The 21,695-nt window shown below is 65.8% G+C and carries 18 protein-coding genes and 1 pseudogene; 6 read left to right on the top strand and 13 right to left on the bottom strand.

What is annotated here, in order from left to right; all coding sequences use genetic code 11:
- The first annotated feature begins 87 nt into the window (after nucleotides 1–87).
- Both VK92_RS25615 and VK92_RS25610 read left to right on the top strand, forming a co-directional pair.
- On the top strand, nucleotides 88–1,635 hold the full coding sequence (locus VK92_RS25615) for a S41 family peptidase (RefSeq protein ID WP_021163154.1): 1,548 nt from the start codon (nucleotides 88–90) through the stop codon (nucleotides 1,633–1,635).
- 106 nt (nucleotides 1,636–1,741) lie between these two features.
- Nucleotides 1,742–2,494, top strand: a complete 753-nt coding sequence (locus VK92_RS25610) for a HesA/MoeB/ThiF family protein (RefSeq protein WP_048025695.1) — start codon at nucleotides 1,742–1,744, stop codon at nucleotides 2,492–2,494.
- A 73-nt stretch (nucleotides 2,495–2,567) separates the two neighbouring features.
- On the opposite strand, the gene ptsP is transcribed toward VK92_RS25610, so the two are convergent.
- The 7 genes from ptsP to VK92_RS25575 form a co-directional block, all read right to left on the bottom strand.
- Nucleotides 2,568–4,340, bottom strand: a complete 1,773-nt coding sequence (gene ptsP / locus VK92_RS25605; RefSeq protein ID WP_021163156.1) for a phosphoenolpyruvate--protein phosphotransferase — start codon at nucleotides 4,338–4,340, stop codon at nucleotides 2,568–2,570.
- A gap of 210 nt (nucleotides 4,341–4,550) precedes the next feature.
- Nucleotides 4,551–4,820 carry an HPr family phosphocarrier protein gene (locus tag VK92_RS25600; RefSeq protein WP_006477716.1) on the bottom strand — a complete coding sequence of 90 codons (270 nt, stop codon included), beginning with the start codon at nucleotides 4,818–4,820 and terminating at the stop codon, nucleotides 4,551–4,553.
- A 73-nt stretch (nucleotides 4,821–4,893) separates the two neighbouring features.
- Nucleotides 4,894–5,364 (bottom strand): PTS sugar transporter subunit IIA, encoded by a 471-nt coding sequence (locus VK92_RS25595; protein ID WP_021163157.1) that lies wholly within the window; start codon nucleotides 5,362–5,364, stop codon nucleotides 4,894–4,896.
- Between the two features lie 230 nt (nucleotides 5,365–5,594).
- A complete protein-coding gene (gene gshB, locus VK92_RS25590; protein WP_027789051.1) occupies nucleotides 5,595–6,551 on the bottom strand; it encodes a glutathione synthase in 957 nt (318 codons plus the stop codon).
- A 26-nt stretch (nucleotides 6,552–6,577) separates the two neighbouring features.
- Nucleotides 6,578–7,867 (bottom strand): glutamate--cysteine ligase, encoded by a 1,290-nt coding sequence (gene gshA, locus VK92_RS25585; protein ID WP_011353295.1) that lies wholly within the window; start codon nucleotides 7,865–7,867, stop codon nucleotides 6,578–6,580.
- A 243-nt stretch (nucleotides 7,868–8,110) separates the two neighbouring features.
- A complete protein-coding gene (locus VK92_RS25580; RefSeq protein WP_048025696.1) occupies nucleotides 8,111–9,610 on the bottom strand; it encodes an ammonium transporter in 1,500 nt (499 codons plus the stop codon).
- A 37-nt stretch (nucleotides 9,611–9,647) separates the two neighbouring features.
- Entirely contained in the window at nucleotides 9,648–9,986 is a 339-nt protein-coding gene (locus tag VK92_RS25575) for a P-II family nitrogen regulator (protein ID WP_027789049.1), read from the bottom strand.
- A gap of 355 nt (nucleotides 9,987–10,341) precedes the next feature.
- On the opposite strand from VK92_RS25575, the gene VK92_RS25570 reads away from it, so the two are divergent.
- Together VK92_RS25570 and VK92_RS25565 are read left to right on the top strand one after the other, a co-directional pair.
- Nucleotides 10,342–10,593, top strand: a complete 252-nt coding sequence (locus VK92_RS25570) for an accessory factor UbiK family protein (protein WP_006489451.1) — start codon at nucleotides 10,342–10,344, stop codon at nucleotides 10,591–10,593.
- A gap of 310 nt (nucleotides 10,594–10,903) precedes the next feature.
- The gene (locus tag VK92_RS25565; RefSeq protein WP_048025697.1) at nucleotides 10,904–12,532 is read left to right on the top strand and encodes a YifB family Mg chelatase-like AAA ATPase; all 1,629 of its coding nucleotides are present in this window, start codon (nucleotides 10,904–10,906) and stop codon (nucleotides 12,530–12,532) included.
- A gap of 332 nt (nucleotides 12,533–12,864) precedes the next feature.
- On the opposite strand, the gene VK92_RS25560 is transcribed toward VK92_RS25565, so the two are convergent.
- A complete protein-coding gene (locus VK92_RS25560; protein WP_048025698.1) occupies nucleotides 12,865–13,437 on the bottom strand; it encodes a hypothetical protein in 573 nt (190 codons plus the stop codon).
- A 160-nt stretch (nucleotides 13,438–13,597) separates the two neighbouring features.
- On the opposite strand from VK92_RS25560, the gene VK92_RS25555 reads away from it, so the two are divergent.
- Entirely contained in the window at nucleotides 13,598–14,134 is a 537-nt protein-coding gene (locus VK92_RS25555; protein WP_027789046.1) for a TlpA disulfide reductase family protein, read from the top strand.
- A 97-nt stretch (nucleotides 14,135–14,231) separates the two neighbouring features.
- On the opposite strand, the gene VK92_RS25550 is transcribed toward VK92_RS25555, so the two are convergent.
- The 4 genes from VK92_RS25550 to VK92_RS42025 all read right to left on the bottom strand — a co-directional run bounded on the left by VK92_RS25550 (nucleotide 14,232) and on the right by VK92_RS42025 (nucleotide 19,988).
- Nucleotides 14,232–15,587 carry a sigma-54-dependent transcriptional regulator gene (locus tag VK92_RS25550; RefSeq protein ID WP_027789045.1) on the bottom strand — a complete coding sequence of 452 codons (1,356 nt, stop codon included), beginning with the start codon at nucleotides 15,585–15,587 and terminating at the stop codon, nucleotides 14,232–14,234.
- 95 nt (nucleotides 15,588–15,682) lie between these two features.
- Nucleotides 15,683–17,692 carry a sensor histidine kinase gene (locus tag VK92_RS25545; protein WP_048025699.1) on the bottom strand — a complete coding sequence of 670 codons (2,010 nt, stop codon included), beginning with the start codon at nucleotides 17,690–17,692 and terminating at the stop codon, nucleotides 15,683–15,685.
- A 4-nt stretch (nucleotides 17,693–17,696) separates the two neighbouring features.
- Nucleotides 17,697–18,986: a dicarboxylate/amino acid:cation symporter gene (locus VK92_RS25540; protein ID WP_048025700.1), complete on the bottom strand. Its 1,290-nt coding sequence runs from the start codon at nucleotides 18,984–18,986 to the stop codon at nucleotides 17,697–17,699.
- A 531-nt stretch (nucleotides 18,987–19,517) separates the two neighbouring features.
- On the bottom strand, nucleotides 19,518–19,988 hold the full coding sequence (locus VK92_RS42025) for a hypothetical protein (RefSeq protein WP_131723361.1): 471 nt from the start codon (nucleotides 19,986–19,988) through the stop codon (nucleotides 19,518–19,520).
- A 357-nt stretch (nucleotides 19,989–20,345) separates the two neighbouring features.
- On the opposite strand from VK92_RS42025, the pseudogene VK92_RS43135 reads away from it, so the two are divergent.
- Nucleotides 20,346–20,708, top strand: a pseudogene (locus tag VK92_RS43135) (IS5/IS1182 family transposase); the annotation flags it as partial.
- A gap of 683 nt (nucleotides 20,709–21,391) precedes the next feature.
- Here the strand turns inward: VK92_RS43135 and VK92_RS42590 are convergent.
- Nucleotides 21,392–21,695: hypothetical protein (locus VK92_RS42590; protein ID WP_048029161.1), on the bottom strand; the 304-nt coding region annotated here is incomplete at its 5' end.

Here is a 21,695-nt window from a genome sequence, read left to right as displayed (position 1 = left end):
TCCACTGAGTTATCGGACGAACAGTTATACTTGTCCGCTACATCATCCCCGCTACCGCCACGCGCTTCCCGACCGCACCAGATCTCTATGCGAATGAAATTGAAGAACATCGGCCTGATTGCCGCGGGCCTTGCCACGGGCGTGTTCGCCACGCTGCAGGTTTCCGCATCGGCCGAGCAGACCGCCACGGCGCCGCTTCCCCTCGACCAGCTCCGCCTGTTCGCGGAAGTCTTCGGACAGATCAAGCGCGAGTACGTCGAACCGGTCGACGACAAGAAGCTGCTGACGGCCGCGATCAAGGGCATGGTGTCGAGCCTCGACCCGCACTCGTCGTTCCTCGACAAGACCGACTATGACGAGCTGCAGGAGCAGACGAAGGGCCGCTTCGCGGGTCTCGGCATCGAGATCTCGCAGGAAGACGGCCTCGTCAAGGTGATCTCGCCGATCGAAGATACGCCCGCGTTCCGCGCCGGCATCCGTCCGGGCGACCTGATCACGCGCATCAACGACAAGCCCGTGCGCGGCATGACGCTCGACAAGGCCGTGAAGCAGATGCGCGGCGAGCCGGGCACCAAGGTCACGCTGACGATCTTCCGCAAGAGCGACGACCGCACGTTCCCGGTCACCGTCACGCGCGCGATCATCAAGGTCCAGAGCGTGAAGATGAAGATCCTCGATCCGGGCTATGCGTATGTCCGCATCACGAGCTTCCAGGAGCGCACGACGCCCGATCTCGCGCAGAAGCTGCAGGACATCGCACGCCAGCAGCCGAACCTGAAGGGCCTCGTCCTCGACCTGCGCAACAACGGCGGCGGCCTGCTGCAGAGCGCGGTCGGCGTGGCCGGCGCGTTCCTGCCGCCCGACTCCGTCGTCGTGTCGACCAACGGCCAGATCCCCGATTCGAAGCAGGTCTACCGCGATACGTACGACAACTATCGCCTGCCGTCCTTCGACGGCGATCCGCTGAAGAACCTGCCGCCGGTCTTCAAGACGGTGCCGATGATCGTGCTGACGAACGCCTATTCGGCATCCGCGTCGGAAATCGTCGCCGGTGCGCTGCAGGATTCGAAGCGCGCGCAGATCATGGGCAAGACGACGTTCGGCAAGGGTTCGGTGCAGACGGTCCGCCCGATGACGGCCGACACCGCGCTGCGCCTGACCACCGCGTACTACTACACGCCGAGCGGCCGTTCGATCCAGAACAAGGGCATCACGCCGGACGTGCCGGTCGATCAGTACGCGGACGGCGATCCGGACGACGTGCTCGTGACGCGCGAGGTCGACTACACGAACCACCTCGCGAACACGCAGGATCCGAACGAGAAGAAGGAACAGGAAGAGCGCGAGCAGCGCCGGATGGATCAACTGCGCGTCCTCGAAGAGCAGAACGACAAGAAGACGCCGGAGCAGCGCCAGAAGGATCGCGATCGCAAGCCGATCGAGTTCGGCAGCGCCGACGACTTCATGATGCAGCAGGCGCTCAACAAGCTCGAAGGCAAGCCGGTGCAGGAATCGAAGTCGCTGCTCGCCGAAAGCACGAAGGCCACGGCCGGCAAGGCCGCCACGGCCCCGAAGGCATCGGGCGCAAGCGCGAAGCCGGCTTCCGCACCGAAGCCCGCGTCGGCGCCGAAGTAAGCGCCGGCCGGCATCCGACGGGCCATCGCGGGAAGACCGCGATGGCCCGTTTTTCATGCGCGCCTAAAATAACGACACGTCCGCCGCTTCGCCCACGACTCCCCCCATGAACGACGATCAACTCCTTCGCTACTCCCGCCACATCCTCGTCGACGAAATCGGCATCGAGGCGCAGCAGCGCTTTCTCGATGCGCATGCGATCGTCGTCGGCGCGGGCGGCCTCGGCTCGCCCGCCGCAATGTATCTCGCGGCATCGGGCGTCGGCACGATCACGCTCGTCGACGCCGACACGGTCGATCTCACGAACCTGCAGCGGCAGATCCTGCACGTGACGGCCTCGGTCGGCCGCAGCAAGGTCGAATCGGGGCGCGACACGCTCGCGCAACTGAACCCCGAGGTGAAGGTGCATGCGGTCGCCGCACGCGTCGACGACGCATGGCTCGACGCGCACGTGCCGAACGCGACCGTCGTGCTCGACTGCACTGACAACTTCGCGACGCGGCACGCGATCAACCGCGCGTGCGTCGCACACGGCGTGCCGCTCGTGTCGGGCGCCGCGCTGCGCTTCGACGGCCAGATCAGCACGTTCGATTTCCGCGACCCGGCCGCGCCCTGTTATGCATGCGTGTTTCCGGAAGACCAGCCGTTCGAGGAGGTCGCGTGCGCGACGATGGGCGTGTTCGCGCCGACGGTCGGGATCATCGGTGCGATGCAGGCCGCCGAGGCGCTGCGCGTGATCGGCGACATCGGCAAGACGCTCAACGGGCGGCTGATGATGCTCGATTCGCTGCGGATGGAATGGACGACGATGAAAATCGCGCGCCAGGCCGACTGCCCCGTGTGCGGGGGCCGGCACTGACGCGCGACGGGCATGCGCCAGGCGGCGCATGCGTGGTGACACTTCGCTACCGTTTCAGCGGCGGCTTGGGCGCCTATGCGGCCGCATCCGCGCGCGGCTCGGCAACCGACAGGCGCTGCAGCGCGGCCTGCACTTCCTCCGGCTCGAACGCGGCGAGCACGTCGGCCGTCGGCTTTTCGAGCGCCTTCAGGTGTGCGCGCAGGATCTCCTGCTTCACGACGAGCAGCTGGCTCGGGTGCATCGAGAACTCGGTGAGCCCCATCCCGAGCAGCAGGCGCGTGAGCGCCGGGTCGCCCGCCATCTCCCCGCACACCGACACGGATACCCCCGCGCGCTTCGCTTCGCGCAACGTGTAGGCGATCAGGTGCAGCACGGCCGGGTGCAGCGGGTCGTACAGGTGCGCGACCGCGTTGTCCGCACGGTCGATCGCGAGCGTGTACTGGATCAGGTCGTTCGTGCCGATCGACAGGAAATCGAACCGCTTCAGGAACAGCGGCAGCGCGATCGCCGCGGCCGGGATCTCGATCATCGCACCGATGCGCACGTTCGGATCGTACGCGAGCCCCGCGTCGTCGAGCTGGCGCTTCGCCTCGCGGATCAGGTCGAGCGTCTGGTCGATCTCCTGCGCGTGCGCGAGCATCGGGATCAGGATCTTCACCTGGCCGAACGCGGACGCACGCAGGATCGCACGCAACTGCGTGAGGAACATCTGCGGCTCGGACAGGCTCCAGCGGATCGCGCGCAGGCCGAGCGCGGGGTTCGGCGCCGTCTCGTAGCCTTCGTCGAGCGCCTCGAGCGGCTTGTCCGCGCCGACGTCGATCGTGCGGATCGTCACCGGCATGCCCTTCATCCACTCGACGGCCCGCTTGTAGGCGGCGAACTGCTCCTCCTCTTCCGGCATCTCCTTCTGATGCATGAACAGGAACTCGGAACGGAACAGCCCGACACCGACCGCGCCGGCCTCGACGGCCGCCTTCGCGTCGTCGGGCAGCTCGATGTTCGCGTACAGGTCGATCTTGGTGCCGCACAACGTTTGCGTCGGCGAGAACTTCAGACGCTGCAGCTTGCGTTGCTCCAGCAGCTTCTCGGACTGCCGGTACGAATACTCCTCGAGGACGATCGGCGCCGGATCGACGATCACGATGCCCTGGTCGCCGTCGACGATGATCAGGTCGTCCTGGCGGATCAGCGCGCTCGCGTGCTGCACGCCGACCGCGGCCGGAATGCCGAGGCTGCGCGCGACGATCGCCGTGTGCGACGTGCGGCCGCCGAGGTCGGTGACGAACGCCTGGAACGACTGCGACTTGAACTGCATCATGTCGGCCGGCGCGATGTCGTGCGCGACGACGATCATCTCGTTCGTGCCGTTCGCGGCCGCGCGGTCGAGCGCCTGCGACGCGGACGGTGCACCGGCGAGCGCCTTCAGCACGCGCTCGACCACCTGCTCGATGTCGGCCTTGCGCTCGCGCAGGTATTCGTCCTCGATGTCGTCGAAGTGACGCGTGAGCAGCTCGAGCTGCTCGGTCAGCGCCCACTCGACGTTGTAGCGGCGCGTGCGGATCAGGTCGATGGTTTCCTGCACGAGCATCTCGTCGCCCAGGATCATCGCGTGGACGTCGATGAATGCACCGACCTCGCTCGGGGTGTCGTCGGTCAGGTCGGCGCGCAGCGCCTCGAGTTCGTGATGCACGACATCGAGCGCCGTGCGGAAGCGCTCGACCTCGGCATCGGTCTGGTTTGCGTCGATCAGGTAATGGGCGACGTCGAGCGCCGCCGGCGCGATCAGGTACGCTCGCCCGATCGCGATACCTCGTGAGACGGGAATGCCATGCAGCGTGAAGGACACGCGCACCTCCTCTGTACAAGTAAAGCCGCGGCACACTGCTGCGATGCGCTTATGACCCCGGTTAGCGATTATAAATTCCGCGACTCCCCGCTGACTGCATGCACCGCAGCATTGCGCATTCCGCATCAATGCTTCCGACGAAAAAAATGCCGCGGAATCCGCGGCATTCTGACTGGAAACGGCAACGATCCCGTGCGCGGCGCGCGCGGATCACTGGCCTTCGCCGAACTTGTCCGCGATCAGTTTCAGCAGTGCGTCCATCGCTTCCCGCTCGTCGGGCCCTTCGGTCTCGATCGTCACGGTGCTGCCGATGCCCGCCGCCAGCATCATCACGCCCATGATGCTCTTCGCGTTGATCTTGCGCCCGTTGCGCGTCATCCAGACTTCCGACTGGAAGTTGCCGGCCAGTTGCGTAAGCTTGGCCGATGCACGCGCATGGAGCCCCAATTTATTGACGATGGTGGTTTCTTGTTGAAGCATGATTCTCGGTCGGGTCGGTCGGGATCGCCGGCGGCGCGCGCCGGCGGTGCTGTCTAAAACGGAAAACGGGAAATCAGTGCGACTCGGTGCGCGGTTGCGGTTCCGGCGGAATCGGCGCGCACTGGCCGCAGCCGGTTTCCGTCGGCGGCGGCGGCGTGCCGGCCGACACTTCGTGGACGCCCTTCGCGCCGCCGGACAGCGCCTTGTCGACGAGCTTGTCGAGCGGCACGGTGCGGTAGCAGACGGCCCGCACGAGCATCGGCAGGTTCACGCCCGCCAGCACGCGCACGTTGTCGAGCTTCGCGAGCTGGCCGGCGATGTTCGCCGGCGTCGCGCCGTACATGTCGGTCAGCACGACCACGCCGTTGTCTTCCCGGAGCCGCGCGAGCTCCGCATGCGCGAACGCCATCACCTGGGCCGGATCGCTGTCCGCCATCACGTCGATACAGCCGATGCGGGCGGGCACGCCGCCATAGATGTGCGCGATGCAGTCCCGCAGCGCGGTGGCGAGCGGGGCGTGCGCGATGATCAGGATCCCGGCCATGTCAGATCGCTCCCGGCCGCCCCTGGCGGGCCGATACCCCGCGGCGGGGCAATGAGCGTAGCGAGTGTGGGAAACGTTTCATGGTCAGCCTTGCAACAGTTTCGGCCCGACCGCCGGGCCTTTGGTGCGCGATCGCGGCACCGGGCAAGCGGGCATTGTAGCAGGCCGGTCGAGCTGCTCCGGCGACGGGGGACCTGCGCGGCCGCCGCCGGGGTTGCGCGGGAGACGGCCTACGCGGCCGCACGCTCCAGCGCGTCGATGAACATCGCGGCGACGTCGAAGCCCGTCTGCTCCATGATCTCGCGGAAGCACGTCGGGCTCGTGACGTTCACCTCGGTCAGCCAGTCGCCGATCGCATCGAGGCCGACCAGCAACAGCCCGCGCGCCGCGAGCACGGGCCCGAGCGTGTCGGCGATCTCGCGATCGCGCGCGGTCAGCGGCTGCGCGACCCCGAGCCCGCCCGCCGCGAGATTGCCGCGCACCTCGCTGCCCTGCGGAATCCGCGCGAGCGAATACGGCACCGGCTCGCCCGCGATCAGCAGAATGCGTTTGTCGCCGGCCTTGATCTCGGGAATGAACTTCTGGATCATCAGCGAGCGCGTGCCGTCATGGCCGAGCATCTCGATGATCGCACCGAGGTTCATGCCGTCGGCCTTCACGCGGAACACGCCCATCCCGCCCATCCCGTCGAGCGGCTTCACGATCACGTCGCCGTGCTCGGCGTGGAAGGCGCGCAGGCGCGCCGCATCGCGCGTGACGAGCGTCGGCGCGACGAATTGCGGAAACTCGCCGATCGCGAGCTTTTCCGAGTGATCGCGAATCGACTGCGGCTTGTTGAACACACGCGCGCCCGCCCGTTCGGCAAGCTCGAGCATCCACGTGGCCGTTACGTATTCCATGTCGAACGGCGGATCCTTGCGCATCAGCACCGCGCCGAACGACGTCAGCGCACGCGACTCGTGAGCGGCCGCCTCGTACCACGGTTCGCGGTGCAGGTCGGCCGTGTCGCCGACGATCGTCACGCGCTGCACGTCCGCCTCGACACCGCTCCCCGTCCATGCGAGCTGGTGCGGCTGGCACGCGTACACCGCATGCCCGCGCCGCGCGGCCTCGGCCATCATCGCGTAGGTCGAATCCTTGTAGATCTTGAAGCGCTCGAGCGGGTCGGCGATAAAGAGAATGTCCATGAGGTCCTGTACGTGGCGAAGGTCCGTTATACCTGGATGGCTTCGGGGTCGGTCTTTTCCAGTTCGATCGACGACGCGATCAGCGACAGCCGCGCGACGACGCCGTACATGTAGAAACGGTTCGGCGGCGCGGCACCCGGCTTCGCGCCGGCATCCGGCAGCGCGGTGTGCTCGAAGCCGAGCGGCACGTAGTGCATGCCGGGCGCGTTCAGGTTCTGGTCGCGCTCGCGGCCGGCGTGCGTGCGGTAGAAGCCGCCGACCACGTAGCGGTCGATCATGTATACAACGGGCTCGGCCACTTCGTCGCCGACGCGCTCGAACGTATACACGCCTTCCTGCACGATCACGTCGCGCACCGCGAGGCCGGCCTTCGACTCGGCCATCTGCGCGCGCTCGGCCTTCGACATCCGGCCGATCTCGGCCGCGTCGTGCACGGTCATCACGCCGCGCCCCGCCGTGCCCGCGTCGGCCTTCACGACGACGTAGGGCTTCTCGCTGATCCCGTATTCGCGGTACTTGCGCGCGATCTTCTTCAGTACGCCGTCGATCGCGTCGGCGAGCGCCTGTTCGCCTTCATGCGCCTGCCAGTCGACGCCTTCCACGTGCGCGAAATACGGATTCACCATCCACGGATCGACGCCGACCATCTTCGCGAACTTCTTCGCGACGTCGTCGTAGCACGAGAAGTGCGTCGACTTGCGGCGCACGGCCCAGCCCGCGTGCAGCGGCGGCAGCAGGTACTGCTCGTGCAGGTTTTCCAGCACGGCCGGAATGCCGGCCGACAGGTCGTTGTTCAGCAGGATCGAGCAGGGGTCGAAATTCTTCAGGCCGAGGCGGCGCTGCGAACGCTCGAGCGGTTCGAGCACGATCTTCTGGCCGTCGGCCAGCGTGATCGGCGTCATGTCGGTGATGCTCGGGTCGAGCGAGCCGAAGCGCACGTTCAGGCCGGCCTGGCGCATGATCGTCGCGAGGCGCGCGACGTTTTCGAGGTAGAACGCGTTGCGGGTCGGCAGCTCGGGAATCACGAGCAGGTTCTTCGCGTCCGGGCAGATCTTCTCGATCGCGGCCATCGCGGCCTGCACGGCGAGCGGCAGCACTTCGGACGGCAGGTTGTTGAACGCGCCGGGAAACAGGTTCGCGTCGACGGGCGCCAGCTTGAAGCCGGCATTGCGCAGGTCCACCGAACAATAGAACGGCGGGGTGTGTTCCTGCCATTCGAGCCTGAACCAGCGTTCGATCGCAGGCGTCGCGTCGAGGATCTTCTGCTCGAGTTCGAGCAGCGGACCGTTCAACGCCGTAACGAGGTGGGGAACCATGAATCACTCGCGAGCGGGAGAATGAAGATTGTAGAGCAATTGCCTTGCCCATTTGGGGATTGTTCCCGGCTTCACAAGGATATGCAGGAAGTTTTCGGCTATTGACCCGATAGAGTGAAGGGTTATCCGCTACGTCAGTGCGTGACAGGAGAAAAAAAGCCCGCCGGGTGGGCGGGCCGAAGTCGCTGCGCTCATTCGGGGCGGGCGCCGTCGTCGCGGCGGCCCGCCATTGATTCGTGTGACTTATTCCACGTGCTCGCCGTGCAGGATCACGTCGAGACCTTCGCGCTCTTCCTCTTCGGACACGCGCAGGCCCATCGTCAGGTCGATCAGCTTCAGCAGCACGAAGCTCAGCACGCCGCTGTAGACCAGCGTGATCAGCACGCCCTTCGCCTGCAGCAGCAGGCTGCCGTCGGCGCCGCCGATGTCCTTGACCGCGAACACCCCCGTCAGCAGCGCGCCGAGAATCCCGCCGATGCCGTGCACGCCGAACGCGTCGAGCGAATCGTCGTAGCCGAGCTTCGACTTGAGCCAGGTCGCCGACCAGAAGCAGACGACGCCGGCGGCGATGCCGATCACCAGTGCGCCCGCCACGCCGACGAAACCGGCGGCCGGCGTGATCGCCACGAGACCCGCGACCGCGCCCGACACGATGCCGAGCACCGACGGCTTGCCCTTCGCGATCCACTCGGCAAACATCCAGCCGAGCGCCGCGCAGGCGGTCGCCACTTGCGTGGTCAGCATCGCGAAGCCGGCACGGCCGTCAGCGGCAACCGCGGAGCCCGCGTTGAAGCCGAACCAGCCGACCCACAGCATCGAGCCGCCGATCATCGTCAGCACGAGGTTGTGCGGCGCCATCGATTCGCGGCCGTAGCCGACGCGCTTGCCGAGCACGAGGCACGACACGAGGCCCGCGATACCGGCGTTGATGTGCACCACCGTGCCGCCCGCGAAGTCGAGCACGCCGTCGGCCGACAGCCAGCCGGTCGGCTCCCACACCATGTGCGCGACCGGCACGTAGACGATCAGCGACCAGAGCGTCATGAACACGAGCATCGCCGAGAACTTCATGCGATCGGCGAACGCGCCGCAGATCAGCGCCGGCGTGATGATCGCGAACGTCATCTGGTAGACGAAGTAGACCGATTCCGGAATCGTCGTCGCGAGATGGCTGACGGTCAGCGTCGTCGCCTTGTCGCCCTTGATGTAGTTCATGCCGTGCAGGAATGCACGCGACAGGCCGCCGATGAAGCCGTTGCCCGGCGTGAACGCGAGGCTGTAGCCGACCACCGTCCACAGCACCGTGATCACCGCGGTGATCGCGAAGCTCTGCATCACGGTCGCGAGCACGTTCTTCTTGCGGACCATGCCCGCGTAGAACAGCGCGAGGCCCGGGATCGTCATGAACAGCACGAGCGCGGTCGACGTCAGCATCCACGCGGTGTCGCCCGCGCTGATCTTCGACGAATCGACCGAGAACGGTGCGGTCGGCGCAGCCGGTGCGGCCGGCGCGGACGCGGCGGCGGCGGCCGATGCGTCGGCGGCGCCCGAAGCCGGTGCGGCGGCAGCGGCCGGTGCAGATACATCGGTTGCGGCCGGTGCCGAAGCGGCCGGCGCGGCGGCAGCCGAGGCGTCGGAAGCCGTTGCGGCGGGCGCGGACGCCGCGTCGTCGGCGAGCGCGGGGCCGACGCCTGCCGCGATCAGCGAGCCGGCCATCAGCAGGGACATCAGAAGTTTGCGCATCTTGGGTTTCCTCTTGTCGCTTGTCTTGTCTGTTCTGTTACAGCGCGTCTGCGCCCGTCTCCCCGGTGCGAATCCGGATCACCTGTTCGATCGCCGTGACGAAGATCTTGCCGTCGCCGATCTTGCCGGTGCGCGCGGCCCGCTCGATCGCCTCGACCGCCTGGTCGACGAGATCGTCGGACACCGCTGCCTCGATCTTCATCTTCGGCAGGAAATCGACCACGTATTCGGCGCCGCGATACAGCTCGGTGTGCCCCTTCTGGCGGCCGAACCCTTTTACCTCGGTCACCGTGATTCCCGAGACGCCAAGCGCCGACAGCGCCTCGCGCGTCTCATCGAGCTTGAACGGCTTGATGATTGCGGTAATGAGTTTCATGAAGTCCTCTCGCTGAGTTGTCCCGTCGAATTGGTTGGAAAGTTGTAACGGACTCTCCTCAGCAACTCGCATGCCATGTCGGTTCGAGCACCGTTTCAAAGGGCTTCATCAAGGGGTCGCATCCCGCGATGTAAGGTGCGCAAGCCCGGCCGAATGGCCAACGCGGGCGGGTTTGCTGGCGCGGCGAAAGGAACGTTGCTAGAGTGCACGCACGTCCCGGGTCACCGGGCCATTCACCCATGCCGGCGCCATGCCCGGAATTCGCGCTCCCGGCGCACCATTTCCGGTCATGCGTGCATCATGGGCACGTACGCAACTGAAGATGCACATTTTTTGTGCAAGGAAGGGGAATCACATGAAGCAACCCAGCGATGTTTTCAACGATCTGCAGTCGCGCGTCAGCGATCTGCTGAAAAACTCGCCGGCCAAGGACGTCGAGCGCAACGTGAAGGCCATGCTGTCGCAAGGCTTTTCGAAACTCGACCTCGTCACGCGCGAGGAATTCGACACGCAGGCGCAAGTGCTCGCCCGCACCCGTGTGCGCCTCGAGGAACTCGAAAAGCGCGTCGCCGAACTCGAGCAGAAGCTCGCCGCGCCGCAAGCCTGACGCCCCACCCGGCCGCAAGGTCCGGACGCGGGCCGCCTCGTGCGGCCCGCGTCCGGCACCTTCCTCCGCACTTCGTCGTCCGTCGTTCTTCGCAGCACCCTCCGCTCTTCGTAGTCCATCGCTCTTCGCAGCACGCCGCTCTTAGCCGTTCATCGCTCTTCGCAGCACCTCCGCTCTTCGCTGTTCGTCGTTCGCAACACCTCGTTCTTTCCTCGCGCCACGCCGGCAAGCGCGCACCGATTTCTCCGATTACCGCGGCACGCGGCCACGAACAGCGTCGCCCGTCCGTCTTGTTTACAGGAGCCTCGCCATGTCGCTCGCCGTGGTGCGCAGTCGCGCGCCCGCCTCCGGCCGTGCGCCGGACGTCACCGTCGAAGTCCATCTCGCCAACGGGCTGCCGTCGTTCTCGATCGTCGGCCTGCCCGATCTCGAGGTCCGCGAAAGCCGCGAGCGCGTGCGTGCCGCGCTGCAGAACTGCGGCTTCGAATTCCCGGTGCGCCGCATCACCGTCAACCTCGCGCCGGCCGACCTGCCGAAGGAGTCGGGGCGGTTCGACCTGCCGATCGCGCTCGGCATCCTCGCCGCGAACGGCCAGATCCCGGCCGACGCGCTGGCCGGCCGCGAATTCGCGGGCGAACTGTCGCTGACCGGCGCGCTGCGGCCGATGCGCGGCGCGTTCGCGATGGCGTGCGGGGTCGCGCGGGACTCGCAGGTCGCGGAGAGCGGTGCGGGTTCCGGTTCGGGCGCCAGCGCGCCTTCCGGTTCGGGCAGCGGTGATCAACGGGCCGCCCCCGATCCGGCCGCCGTCGCGTCAAATGCTCCCGAGCTGTACCTGCCGCTCGCCAGCGCCGCCGAGGCGGCGCTCGTGCCGGGCGTCACCGTGTTCGGTGCGCCGGACCTGCCCGCGCTGTGCGCCCACCTCGCCGGCACGCCCGACGCCCGGCTCCCACCGGTCGCGGCACCGTGCCTCGACGGCCTGCCGATGCCGGCCGCCCCCGATCTCGCCGACGTGGTCGGCCAGCGCGGTGCCCGCCGCGCGCTGGAAGTCGCGGCCGCGGGCGGCCATCACATGCTGATGGTCGGGCCGCCGGGCGCCGGCAAGTCGATGCTGGCCGCACGGCTGCCGGGCCTCCTGCCGCCGCTGACCGACGACGAGGCGCTGACGTCGGCGGCGCTCCTCTCCGCCAGCCGCGTCGGCTTTTCACCGGCACAGTGGCGCCGGCGGCCGTTCCGTGCCCCGCATCATTCGTCGAGCGCCGCCGCGCTGGTCGGCGGCCGCAACCCGCCGCAACCGGGCGAGATCACGCTCGCCCATCTCGGCGTGCTGTTTCTCGACGAGCTCCCGGAATTCGACCGGCACGTGCTCGAAATGCTGCGCGAGCCGCTGGAAGCCGGCCGCATCACGATCTCGCGCGCGGCGCAGCAGGCCGACTTTCCCGCCGCGTGCCAGCTGATCGCCGCGATGAATCCCTGCCCGTGCGGCTGGCACGGCGATCCGTCCGGCCGCTGCCGCTGCACGCCGGACGTCGCCGCGCGCTACCTGCGCAAGCTGTCGGGGCCGCTCGTCGATCGCATCGATATCCAGATCGACCTCCCCGCGCTGTCGCCGGCCGAACTCGCGTCGCGCGCGACGGCGCCCGGCGAGCCGAGTGCCGCGGTGGCCGCACGGGTCGCACACGCGCGTGCGCTGCAGCTCGACCGGCAGGGCAAGACGAATCACATGCTGAGCGGCCGCGAAACCGACGACCTGTGCCGGCCGACCGACGAAGGCGAGCGGCTGCTGCGCGAGGCCGGCGAGCGTTTCGGCTGGTCGGCGCGCGCGTATTTCCGTGTGCTGAAGGTCGCGCGGACGATCGCCGACCTGGCCGGCGACCCGCTGCCGACGGCCGCGCAAATCGCCGAGGCGATCCGCTACCGACGCGCGCTGACGGCGCTGTGAGTGCCCTCGGAGGACAAAATCCGGCTGTCAAGACTTGACTTATGCACAATTCCACCAATCCGGCCCCGGATCGGGGCTCGGCGGGACCTTTGCAGCACGGAATCCGTATCTCGTTGTTTTGATTGGCTTTTCCAAAAACGCGAGCGAGCGACCAAATGGACCGGAAGGCCGTCCCGCGCGGCTTGGCGGGAAATTCGGGCAACTTTTCAACAAAGTTATCCACATGCGCTGTGGATAGCCGAAAAAACCTCGCAAAATCCGGCGACTAGCGCCGAAAGTTGCGAACGAACTTTCAGTTGTCAGGGGGTGCCCCGGCGCGCTCGCCGATGCCGTCAGTCGAGCTTGAACGACCCGAAAAACTGGTCGAGCTGCTCCTGGGCAAGCGGCCCGTCGGCAATCACGACGGCCTGGTACGCATGCCGACCGCGCGCGACAAGCCGCGCGACGATCGTCTTGCGCGCGCGATCGCCGCCAGCGGCCGCGCCCGCGATGCGCAGCTCGAGCCCGTTCACCGCGCCGCCGGCCGCAAGCGGCACCGGCACCGCAGCCGTCTGCGGCGCGCCGTCGAGATTGCGCGACAGCCCGGTGCGCAGGAACTCGAGCGCCGCGCGGCGCGTGTCGTCGCTGTCGTCCGGCAGCGTCAGCGTGCCGACCGCGAACACCGCGCCGTCCACGTGCGCGGCCTGCATCCGCATCGGCATCGACGCGCCGCCGATCGCCACCGGCTGCTGCTCGACGGTCGGCTTCGCCGGCAGGTCGACGGTGTAGCCGGCGTCGTTGTGCAGCGTGCGCCAGTCATACGACGGCGAGCACGCGGCCAGCGCGACGCTGATGCACGCGAGCGCGGCGAAGTGTCGCAGCGGACGAAAAAGGGGGCGCAACGAATCGGTGACTTCCTTCGGCATGGCGTGGAGCGGGCAGGCAAAACGGGCATTATCCGCCGAACGTGAATTCCGGGATGTGCGGCCGCCGTCGGTGCACATCCCGCATTCGCGCTAAAATGAGCGCCGAATTTCGATGTCCTTTGCTTCGATCCGCGTCATCGACCGACTCCGAGAGCCCCAGATGAACACCACGCCTCCCGCCCGGCGCAGCGCCGGCCCCGTCCGCTACATCGTCGCCGCCGCCGTCGTCGCGGCGATCGCCGTTGCCGGCTTCTTCGCGTTCAACGGCAAGTCCACCGTGCCGGACGCCACGTTCACGCTGCTGTCGGGCCAGAAGGTCTCGACCGCAGGCGACCTGAAAGGGAAGGTCTATCTCGTGAACTTCTGGGCGACGAGCTGCGCGACCTGCATGCAGGAAATGCCGCAGATGGTCGATACCTATAATCGCTTCAAGGGTCAGGGGCTGGAATTCGTCGCGGTCGCGATGAACTACGATCCGCCGATGTACGTCGCGAACTACGCGCAGACGCGCCAGCTGCCGTTCAAGGTCGCGCTCGACGACGGCAGCGTCGCGAAGCAGTTCGGCAACGTGCAGCTCACGCCGACGACCTTCGTTGTCGACAAGGACGGCAAGATCCTGAAGCGCTACGTCGGCGCACCGCAGTTCGCGGAACTCGACGCACTGCTCAAGAAGGCACTCGACAGCAACGCGGCCTGAGCGCCGCCCGATCCGGCTCGAAGGGCCGCGCGCCGCGCCCTTCCCTGCACGACGGACCGCACGACCGGGCAACCCGGTTCCGCGGTCCGTTCGCTTTTCAGCGCTCGGTTTCGCCTTTCGCCGACAGCCCGTAGCGTTTCATCTTCTCGTACAGCGTCGCCTTGCCGACATGCAGCCGGTCGGCCGTCGCGGCGACCGCGCCGCCCGTCTGGTTCAGCGCCTCGGCGATCACCGCGCGCTCGAATTGCTCGATGCGCTCCTTCAGCGTCTGCTCGTTGTCGGCGTCGCCGCCGTTCGCGCCCGTCTCCTGCGGCATGTCGGCCACGCCGAGCACGAAGCGGTCGGCCGCGTTGCGCAGCTCGCGCACGTTGCCGGGCCAGTCGCGCTGCATCAGGCTCGCGCGCTGCCGGTCGGTCAGCACCGGCGCGGGCCGCGCGTAACGCACGGCCGCGTCGAGCATGAAGTGCTCGAACAGCGGCACGATGTCCTCGCGGCGCTCGGCAAGCGGCGGCAGCGCGATCGTCACGACGTTGAGCCGGTACAGCAGGTCGCGCCGGAACGTGCCGGCCGCGACGAGCTCGCTCATGTCGCCCTTCGCGGCCGCGACGACGCGGCAGTTCACGCGAATCGGCTGGTTCGAGCCGAGCCGCTCCAGCACGCCGTCCTGCAGCACGCGCAGCAGCTTCACCTGCAGCGCGAGCGGCATGCTTTCGATTTCATCGAGGAACAAGGTGCCGCCGGATGCGTACTCGAGCTTGCCGACCCGACGCTTCGCGGCGCCGGTGAACGCGCCGGGCTCGTAGCCGAACATCTCCGATTCGAACATCGGCTCGGGCAGCGCGCCGCAGTTCACCGCGATGAACGGCTTGTCGCGACGTGGCGACAGCTCGTGCAGGCTGCGCGCGATCAGCTCCTTGCCGGCGCCCGTGTCGCCGTTGATCAGCACCGACGCGTCGGTCGGCGCGACGTTCGCGATCAGCTTGCGCACCTGCTCGATCGCGGGGCTGCGGCCGATGATGCGCGGCGCGACCACGTTCTGCCCGGCAAGCTCGCGCCGCAGCGCGTGGTTCTCGAGCACCAGCTCGCGCCGCTCGAGCGCACGGCGCACCGTCTCGATCAGGCGCTCGGCCGCGAACGGTTTTTCGATGAAGTCGTATGCGCCGTCGCGCATCGCCTGCACGGCCATCGAGATGTCGCCGTGCCCGGTGACGAGGATCACGGGCACGTCGGGCACGCGCTCGCGGCACTGCGCGAGCACGTCGAGCCCGCTCGCGCCGGGCAGCCGGATGTCGCTGACGATCGCGCCGGCGGTATCCGCGACGATCGCCTTCTCGGCTGCCTCGGCCGACTCGAAGCCGGCGACGTCGAACCCCGCCAGCTGAAGGCTCTGCACGCTTGCCCGGCGAACGAGCGCATCGTCTTCGATATAGATCACTTGCAGGCGGTTGGCCATCGTACTCACTTGCTCCTGACGGGCCGCACGGCGGCAGCGCGCGCGGCGTCGGTTGATACCGATCGTGCACCGATCGGGCGGGCGGCATGGCGCGCCTAGCGCGAGCCCGCCGGCTCGGACACGGAGTCCGGATGATGCGTGCGGGCGCGCCGCAGCGTCAAGACGAACAGCGCGCCGCCCGACGGCGCGTTGCGCGCGGTCAGCGCGCCGCCCGCGTCGCTCGCGATCGACGACGAGATCGCGAGCCCGAGCCCGAGCCCGCGCCCCATTTCCTTGGTCGTGAAGAACGGCTCGAACAGGCGCGGCAGCAGGTCGGGCGCGATGCCGGAGCCGTTGTCGCGCACCTCGATCGCGAGCGTCGCGGCCGACACCGCGACCGTCACCTCGATCGCCGGCGCCGCCACACCGGCGACCGCGTCGAGCGCGTTGCCGAGCAGGTTGATCAGCACCTGTTCGAGGCGCAGGTCCTCGCAGCGCGCGACGAGTTCGGGATAGTCGCGCGCCAGGTCGAGCGGCGCATCGTGCGCGGGCGACACGGTCGCATCCTGCAACGTCAGCGTGAGCGCGACGCCGCGCAAGCGCTCGTCGAGCAACGACAGCACGCTGCGCAGCGCGCGCACGACGAGCGCCTGCTCGTTGCGCGGCTTCGCGCGGCCGACGAACAGCTTCAGCTGGTTCGTGATCTTGCCCATCCGCTCCGTGAGCGCGGCGATCGCCTCGAGGTTCTCGCGCGCGGCCGCCTGCTCGCCGCGATCGAGCAGCACACGCGTGTTGTCCGAGAAACTGCGCAGCGCCGCGAGCGGCTGGTTCAGTTCGTGCGTGATGCCGGCCGCCATCTGGCCAAGCGCGGCGAGCTTGCTCGCCTGGATCAGTTCGTCGTGCGCGGCACGCAGTTCCTGTTCCGCGCGGATCCGGTCGCCGACCTCCTTCTGCAGTTGCTCGTTCGCTTCCGACAGGTCGGCCGTGCGCTCTTCGACGCGCCGGTTCAACTCCGCGTACGCCTGCTGCAGCAGCGCGCGGCCGCGGATCATTTCGCGCACGCGCGCGCGGCGCATCCGCCAGTAGAACGCGAGCAGCGCGACCGACACGAAGCCGAAGCCCGTGACGATCGTCGCGTTGCGCGCATCGGCATCGACGGGCGCGATCGGCGCCAGCGTGACGAGCAGCCAGTCGGGCTCGCCGATCCGGCGCTTGCTCGCGAGGTAGCGCGGCGCGCGCAGGCCCGCGCCGAGACGCACGATTTCCGCATCGGGGCCCAGCACCTGCTCGATGCGCAGCGGCAATGGCGTGACGGGCTGCTGCGCGTACTGGCGCGTCTCGTAGATCGACGCGGCGACAGACCCCGTCAGCGGCCGCAGCGTGTGGTACTTCCAGGCGGGCACCGACGACAGGAACACGACGCCGTGGTCGTCCGCGACGACGAGCGGCTCGGACGCATCGGCGCCCTGGAACCATTCGAGGTTGAGCTTCACGACGACGACGCCCGCGATCCTGCCGTCGCGCCACACGGGCTGCGAGATGTAGTAGCCGGGATCGCGCGAGATCGTGCCGATCCCGAAGAAGCGGCCGACCTGGCCGTTCATCGCATCGAGGAAATACGGGCGGAAGCGGTATTCGATCCCGACGAAGCTGTCGGGCGCGCGCCAGTTGCTGGCGGCGACACACAGGCCGTCCGCGCCGATCACGTAGGTGACGGTCGCGTGCGCGTGTTCGTTGAGGTCTTCGAGATAGCGGTTGACGCGTGCGGTGTAGTCGGTGCGCTTCGGCTCGGCGAGCAGGTCCTGCACGTACGGATGGCTGCCGAGCAGATAAGGCAGCGATTCGTAGCGGTCGAGCGTGCTCTTGAGCGCGTTGGTGGTGCGGTCGACGCGCACCGCGGCGTTGCGCTGCAACTCTGCGACGCCGCGCCGCCAGGTGATCGTCCACGTCAGCGTGCACGCCGCGGCGAGCGCGGCGGCAAGCACGACGAGAATGAGCAGGCGGCGCGTCACGGTCGAGGCTTCCTGGCGATGCGGATCGCCTATTGTGTCATAGGCCTCCACCTGCCCGCCCTGGCCGCCGCGGGCCGCACCGCCCGCGGGCGATGCCGCCGCCTGCTCCTTCATGACGTCAGACGCCGGCCGTCTCGGTCGGCGTGACTTCGCCGCTGCCCTTCAGCGCCTGGCGCAGCTTGTTGCGGTCGAGTTCCTTCTCCCATGCCGACACGACGACCGTCGCGACGCCGTTGCCGACGATGTTGGTCAGCGCGCGGCATTCGCTCATGAAGCGGTCGATGCCGAGGATCAGCACCATGCCCGACAGCGGGATCGTCGGCACGACGGCCAGCGTCGCGGCGAGCGTGATGAAGCCCGCGCCGGTGACGCCGCTCGCGCCCTTCGACGTCAGCATCGCGACAGCCAGCAGCGTGAGCTGCTGCATCCACGTCAGTTCGATGTTGGTCGCCTGCGCGATGAACAGCACGGCCATCGTCATGTAGATGTTGGTGCCGTCGAGGTTGAACGAATAGCCGGTCGGCACGACGAGGCCGACGACCGAGCGCGAGCAGCCGGCCTTCTCGAGCTTTTCCATCAGCTGCGGCAGCGCGGCTTCCGACGAGCTCGTGCCGAGCACGATCAGCAGTTCTTCCTTGATGTAGGACACGAAGCGGATGATCGAGAAGCCCGTGACGCGGGCGATCGTGCCGAGCACGACGAGCACGAACACGACCGACGTCAGGTAGAACGTGCCGATCAGCTTGAGCAGCGGCACCAGCGAGCCGACGCCGTACTTGCCGATCGTGAACGCCATCGCGCCGAACGCGCCGATCGGTGCCAGCTTCGTGACGATGTGCACGATGCCGAACAGCACGCGCGTGAGCCCGTCGATGAAGTCGGTGACGACCTTGCCGCGCTCGCCGAGGTGCGCGAGCACGCTGCCGAACAGCAGTGCGATCAGCAGGATCTGCAGGATCTCGCCCTGCGCGAACGCATCGACCATCGTGTTCGGGATGATGTGCATCAGGAAGTCGACCGTCGACTGCCCGTGCGCCTTCGCCGCGTACGACGCGACGGCCTTGCCGTCGAGCGTCGCCGGATCGATGTTGAAGCCGACGCCCGGACGCAGGATGTGCGTGGCCGCGAGGCCGAGCACCAGCGCGAAGGTCGACACGATCTCGAAGTACAGGAGTGCCTTGCCGCCGACGCGGCCCACCTTCTTCATGTCCTCCATGCCGGCGATGCCGGTGACGACCGTACAGAAGATGATCGGGCCGATGACCATCTTGATCAGCTTGATGAAGCCGTCGCCGAGCGGCTTCATGTCGGTGGCGATCGACGGGTAGAAATGGCCGAGGATCACGCCGACGATGATGGCGAAAATCACCTGCACATAGAGCACTTTGTAGAAGGGTTTCTTCTTCACGATGGTTCCTGCTGAAGTAGATGAGCCGTGGAAACGGCGTCACGCGCGCGGACGAATGTCAGGGGAAACAAATCGCCCGCGCGGCTGCCGTGCCGCAACAAGCGATGCCTCAGGACATCCGGAGGGGGAGGAAGGCAGTGGTCATCGGTTGTCTCCTGTCGATTGGAGTTAGCGCTTCAGCGCTTACTCCAGTCCCATGCATAGCTGCTTGCTGTAGTAGTTCGGCCGGGGGATGGCCGTGCGCTTTATATCGCAAGGTCGATGCCAGGTTTCCGTAACCCCTCAAGCCGTTGTTTTCATTGTATTTCTCATAATGCGGCAGGCAAGGAAATCCGGCTTTCCGGATTTCCGGAAAGTATCCGTCCGGGGATTCGGACGGATGCAGGGGTTGCGGTGGAGCCTGAGCGACGGGACCAACTGCGCCTACATTCACTATTTGCCGAAGTGAAGTGTCTCGTCAGATAGCGATCCGACCCTGTTAATGCTCTAGAGGCCATCATGGTAGCGGTGACGTGGCCCCTGGTTCTTGTCTCACTCTCCAAGCAGTTTTACAGACTTGAGGATTTCCATAAAAATTTCGTAGCTCAGCCCGTCATCCAGGTCGAAGTCTCCATCTCGACGCACCAGGCAATATTGGCTCATTGCCACTGTTTCTTTCACGTTTCCAATGACCAACCTGATACATCGGTGCCGATTGTCAAATCGCTCGCAGTGGCCACGACTCGATGCAATGCCTTGGTTATTTTTGTAAAAATCCTCTGCGATCCAGCCGCTCCAATTCGCTCCCGCGATCTCGGATATATGTGCCGCCCCAGATAATCCACACTCTGCCTCTTCCAGTTCGCTTGTCGAGATGACAGATCCATTTGCAATTCGACGCAAGCCACTTCCATTCAATGAATTCAGAACACGATCGAGATCCCGCCTGTAGATGTGTAACGCTGGCAATTTTTCGAGTAGATCTGGATTTCTCCGGCCACCAACTAAAGAACCAATCAGCATCGTTGCTCCACTTTGCTCTCGATACGAGTTCGCACAAGGACTGACCTCAGAATCAACAACGGGAGCAAGGATCCTTGGAAGGCTAAGTGACAGGCCACAGTTCTGATAAAAACCATAATGCTGCATCGACTCACTGAGTTCCGAGACAGGGAGCCCAAAAAGAAACAGAAAAACGATTACCGACAAGCGCAAAAAAACTGCCCCAGATCAACCAAATACAATTCACTTTTGCGCATCACCCCTCACGAAATCCATTAATAAGCAACACACAACTCAGGCCTCAACCTGCATTTTCAACACTGAACTCGATGGCATACTCCCCATCATCAAAAATGAAGTGGATACAAAAAAACTCCCGACGCCCAAGGCACGCCGATCGCGGCGATCCTGACTGGCGCAAACCGTAACGCCGTCACGCAATTGACTCCCTTGATCGAGTCGACTGCGCCGCTCAAAAGTGTTCGCGCTCGACCACTGAGCCGTCCCAGACGCGTCTACGCGAATCGTGATTACGATCACCGACGCATCCTGCACGAACACGGCATTCCAACCAGTATCGCCACGCTCGGGGAACCTCACGGCAGCGGTCTCGTAAAGGTTCGCTGGGTCGTTGCGCGCACGCATGCCTGATTGCATCACCTCCGACGTCCCCGCATCGGTTTTGAGCATCGCGCCGATATCCATCAAGCTTTCCTCGAACTCGGTTGCTGTTTGATCTGATGGAACACCTTGCTGCGGAATTAGCAGTCTTTATGAAACCGTCTCTAACAGGCAGACGACGATCTTCATCGAGTTCTCCTTGCCTCTAGCGTAAGAGAACTCACTTGCCGTTTGGCTACACGATCTGTCTCACGTCCCACCTCCATCTTTGTTTCCCTTATCGGAGCCCCCCCGCCGGAGCGAGCCTTCTCGCGGGGCCGACGGATCTGTATCGCACACCGTCAAAGCGGTAACTTTGTGCCGCTATAAACCCCGCGTTACCCCATCGGATTTCTACGTCTCGCATTCCATGCGAGAAACTAGACCTGCCCTCGACAGAGTAGCCCCCTGCGGCCAAAATCACTTTGCCAGCATGACCGTTTCTCACATGCACGATCCACATAGGTCCGAGAGCAGTTCCCCATCCGCATGCATCCTTCGTGGTGAATAGAAATGCTTTTCCCTTGTCATCCAAATTGATGGGCTCACCTATTAAGCGGCAACCTAAAGATTTGTATACAGAAAATGATCTATGAGCAGCAACTTCCTTCGTCAGATCATGATTTTGATTTGTCAGCCCGTCATCCTCCACAGTGTGATAAACCTCCCTCGCAGTCACTGCGGAAGCATAAAATATAACGGCGACAAGCACACCCCATCTCACAAGGACAGTCACGACTTACTCCACGATGTCTTTACAGATATTATCCAAGAACAAGTGAGCTTATTGCCGATCGGATATTCCAGGGTGTGACGTGACTTGTCAGGACAAAGCCGATACTGAAGGCCACCGAGGTGGATTCGGCGGTCGTCGGCACATTGGCCGCCCCGGGGGAAGTGGGGTATTCGCGATTGATCCGGTAGGCGACCACTTCGCCTTTGGTCATGGCGCCAATGCCCTCGTCAAGGGACAGCAGGTTGGCCATCGCCGACTCATAGTGAATGCCGCCATGTACGCCCGACGGTCCGAACACGTAATAACCACCGCTGGCCATACCGAGCGCGCTG

The organism is Burkholderia sp. LK4, assembly GCF_001043615.1.
Taxonomy (GTDB): domain Bacteria; phylum Pseudomonadota; class Gammaproteobacteria; order Burkholderiales; family Burkholderiaceae; genus Burkholderia; species Burkholderia cepacia.
The sequence above is the reverse complement of the archived record's forward strand: the minus strand, read 5'-3'. Positions and strand labels throughout refer to the sequence as shown.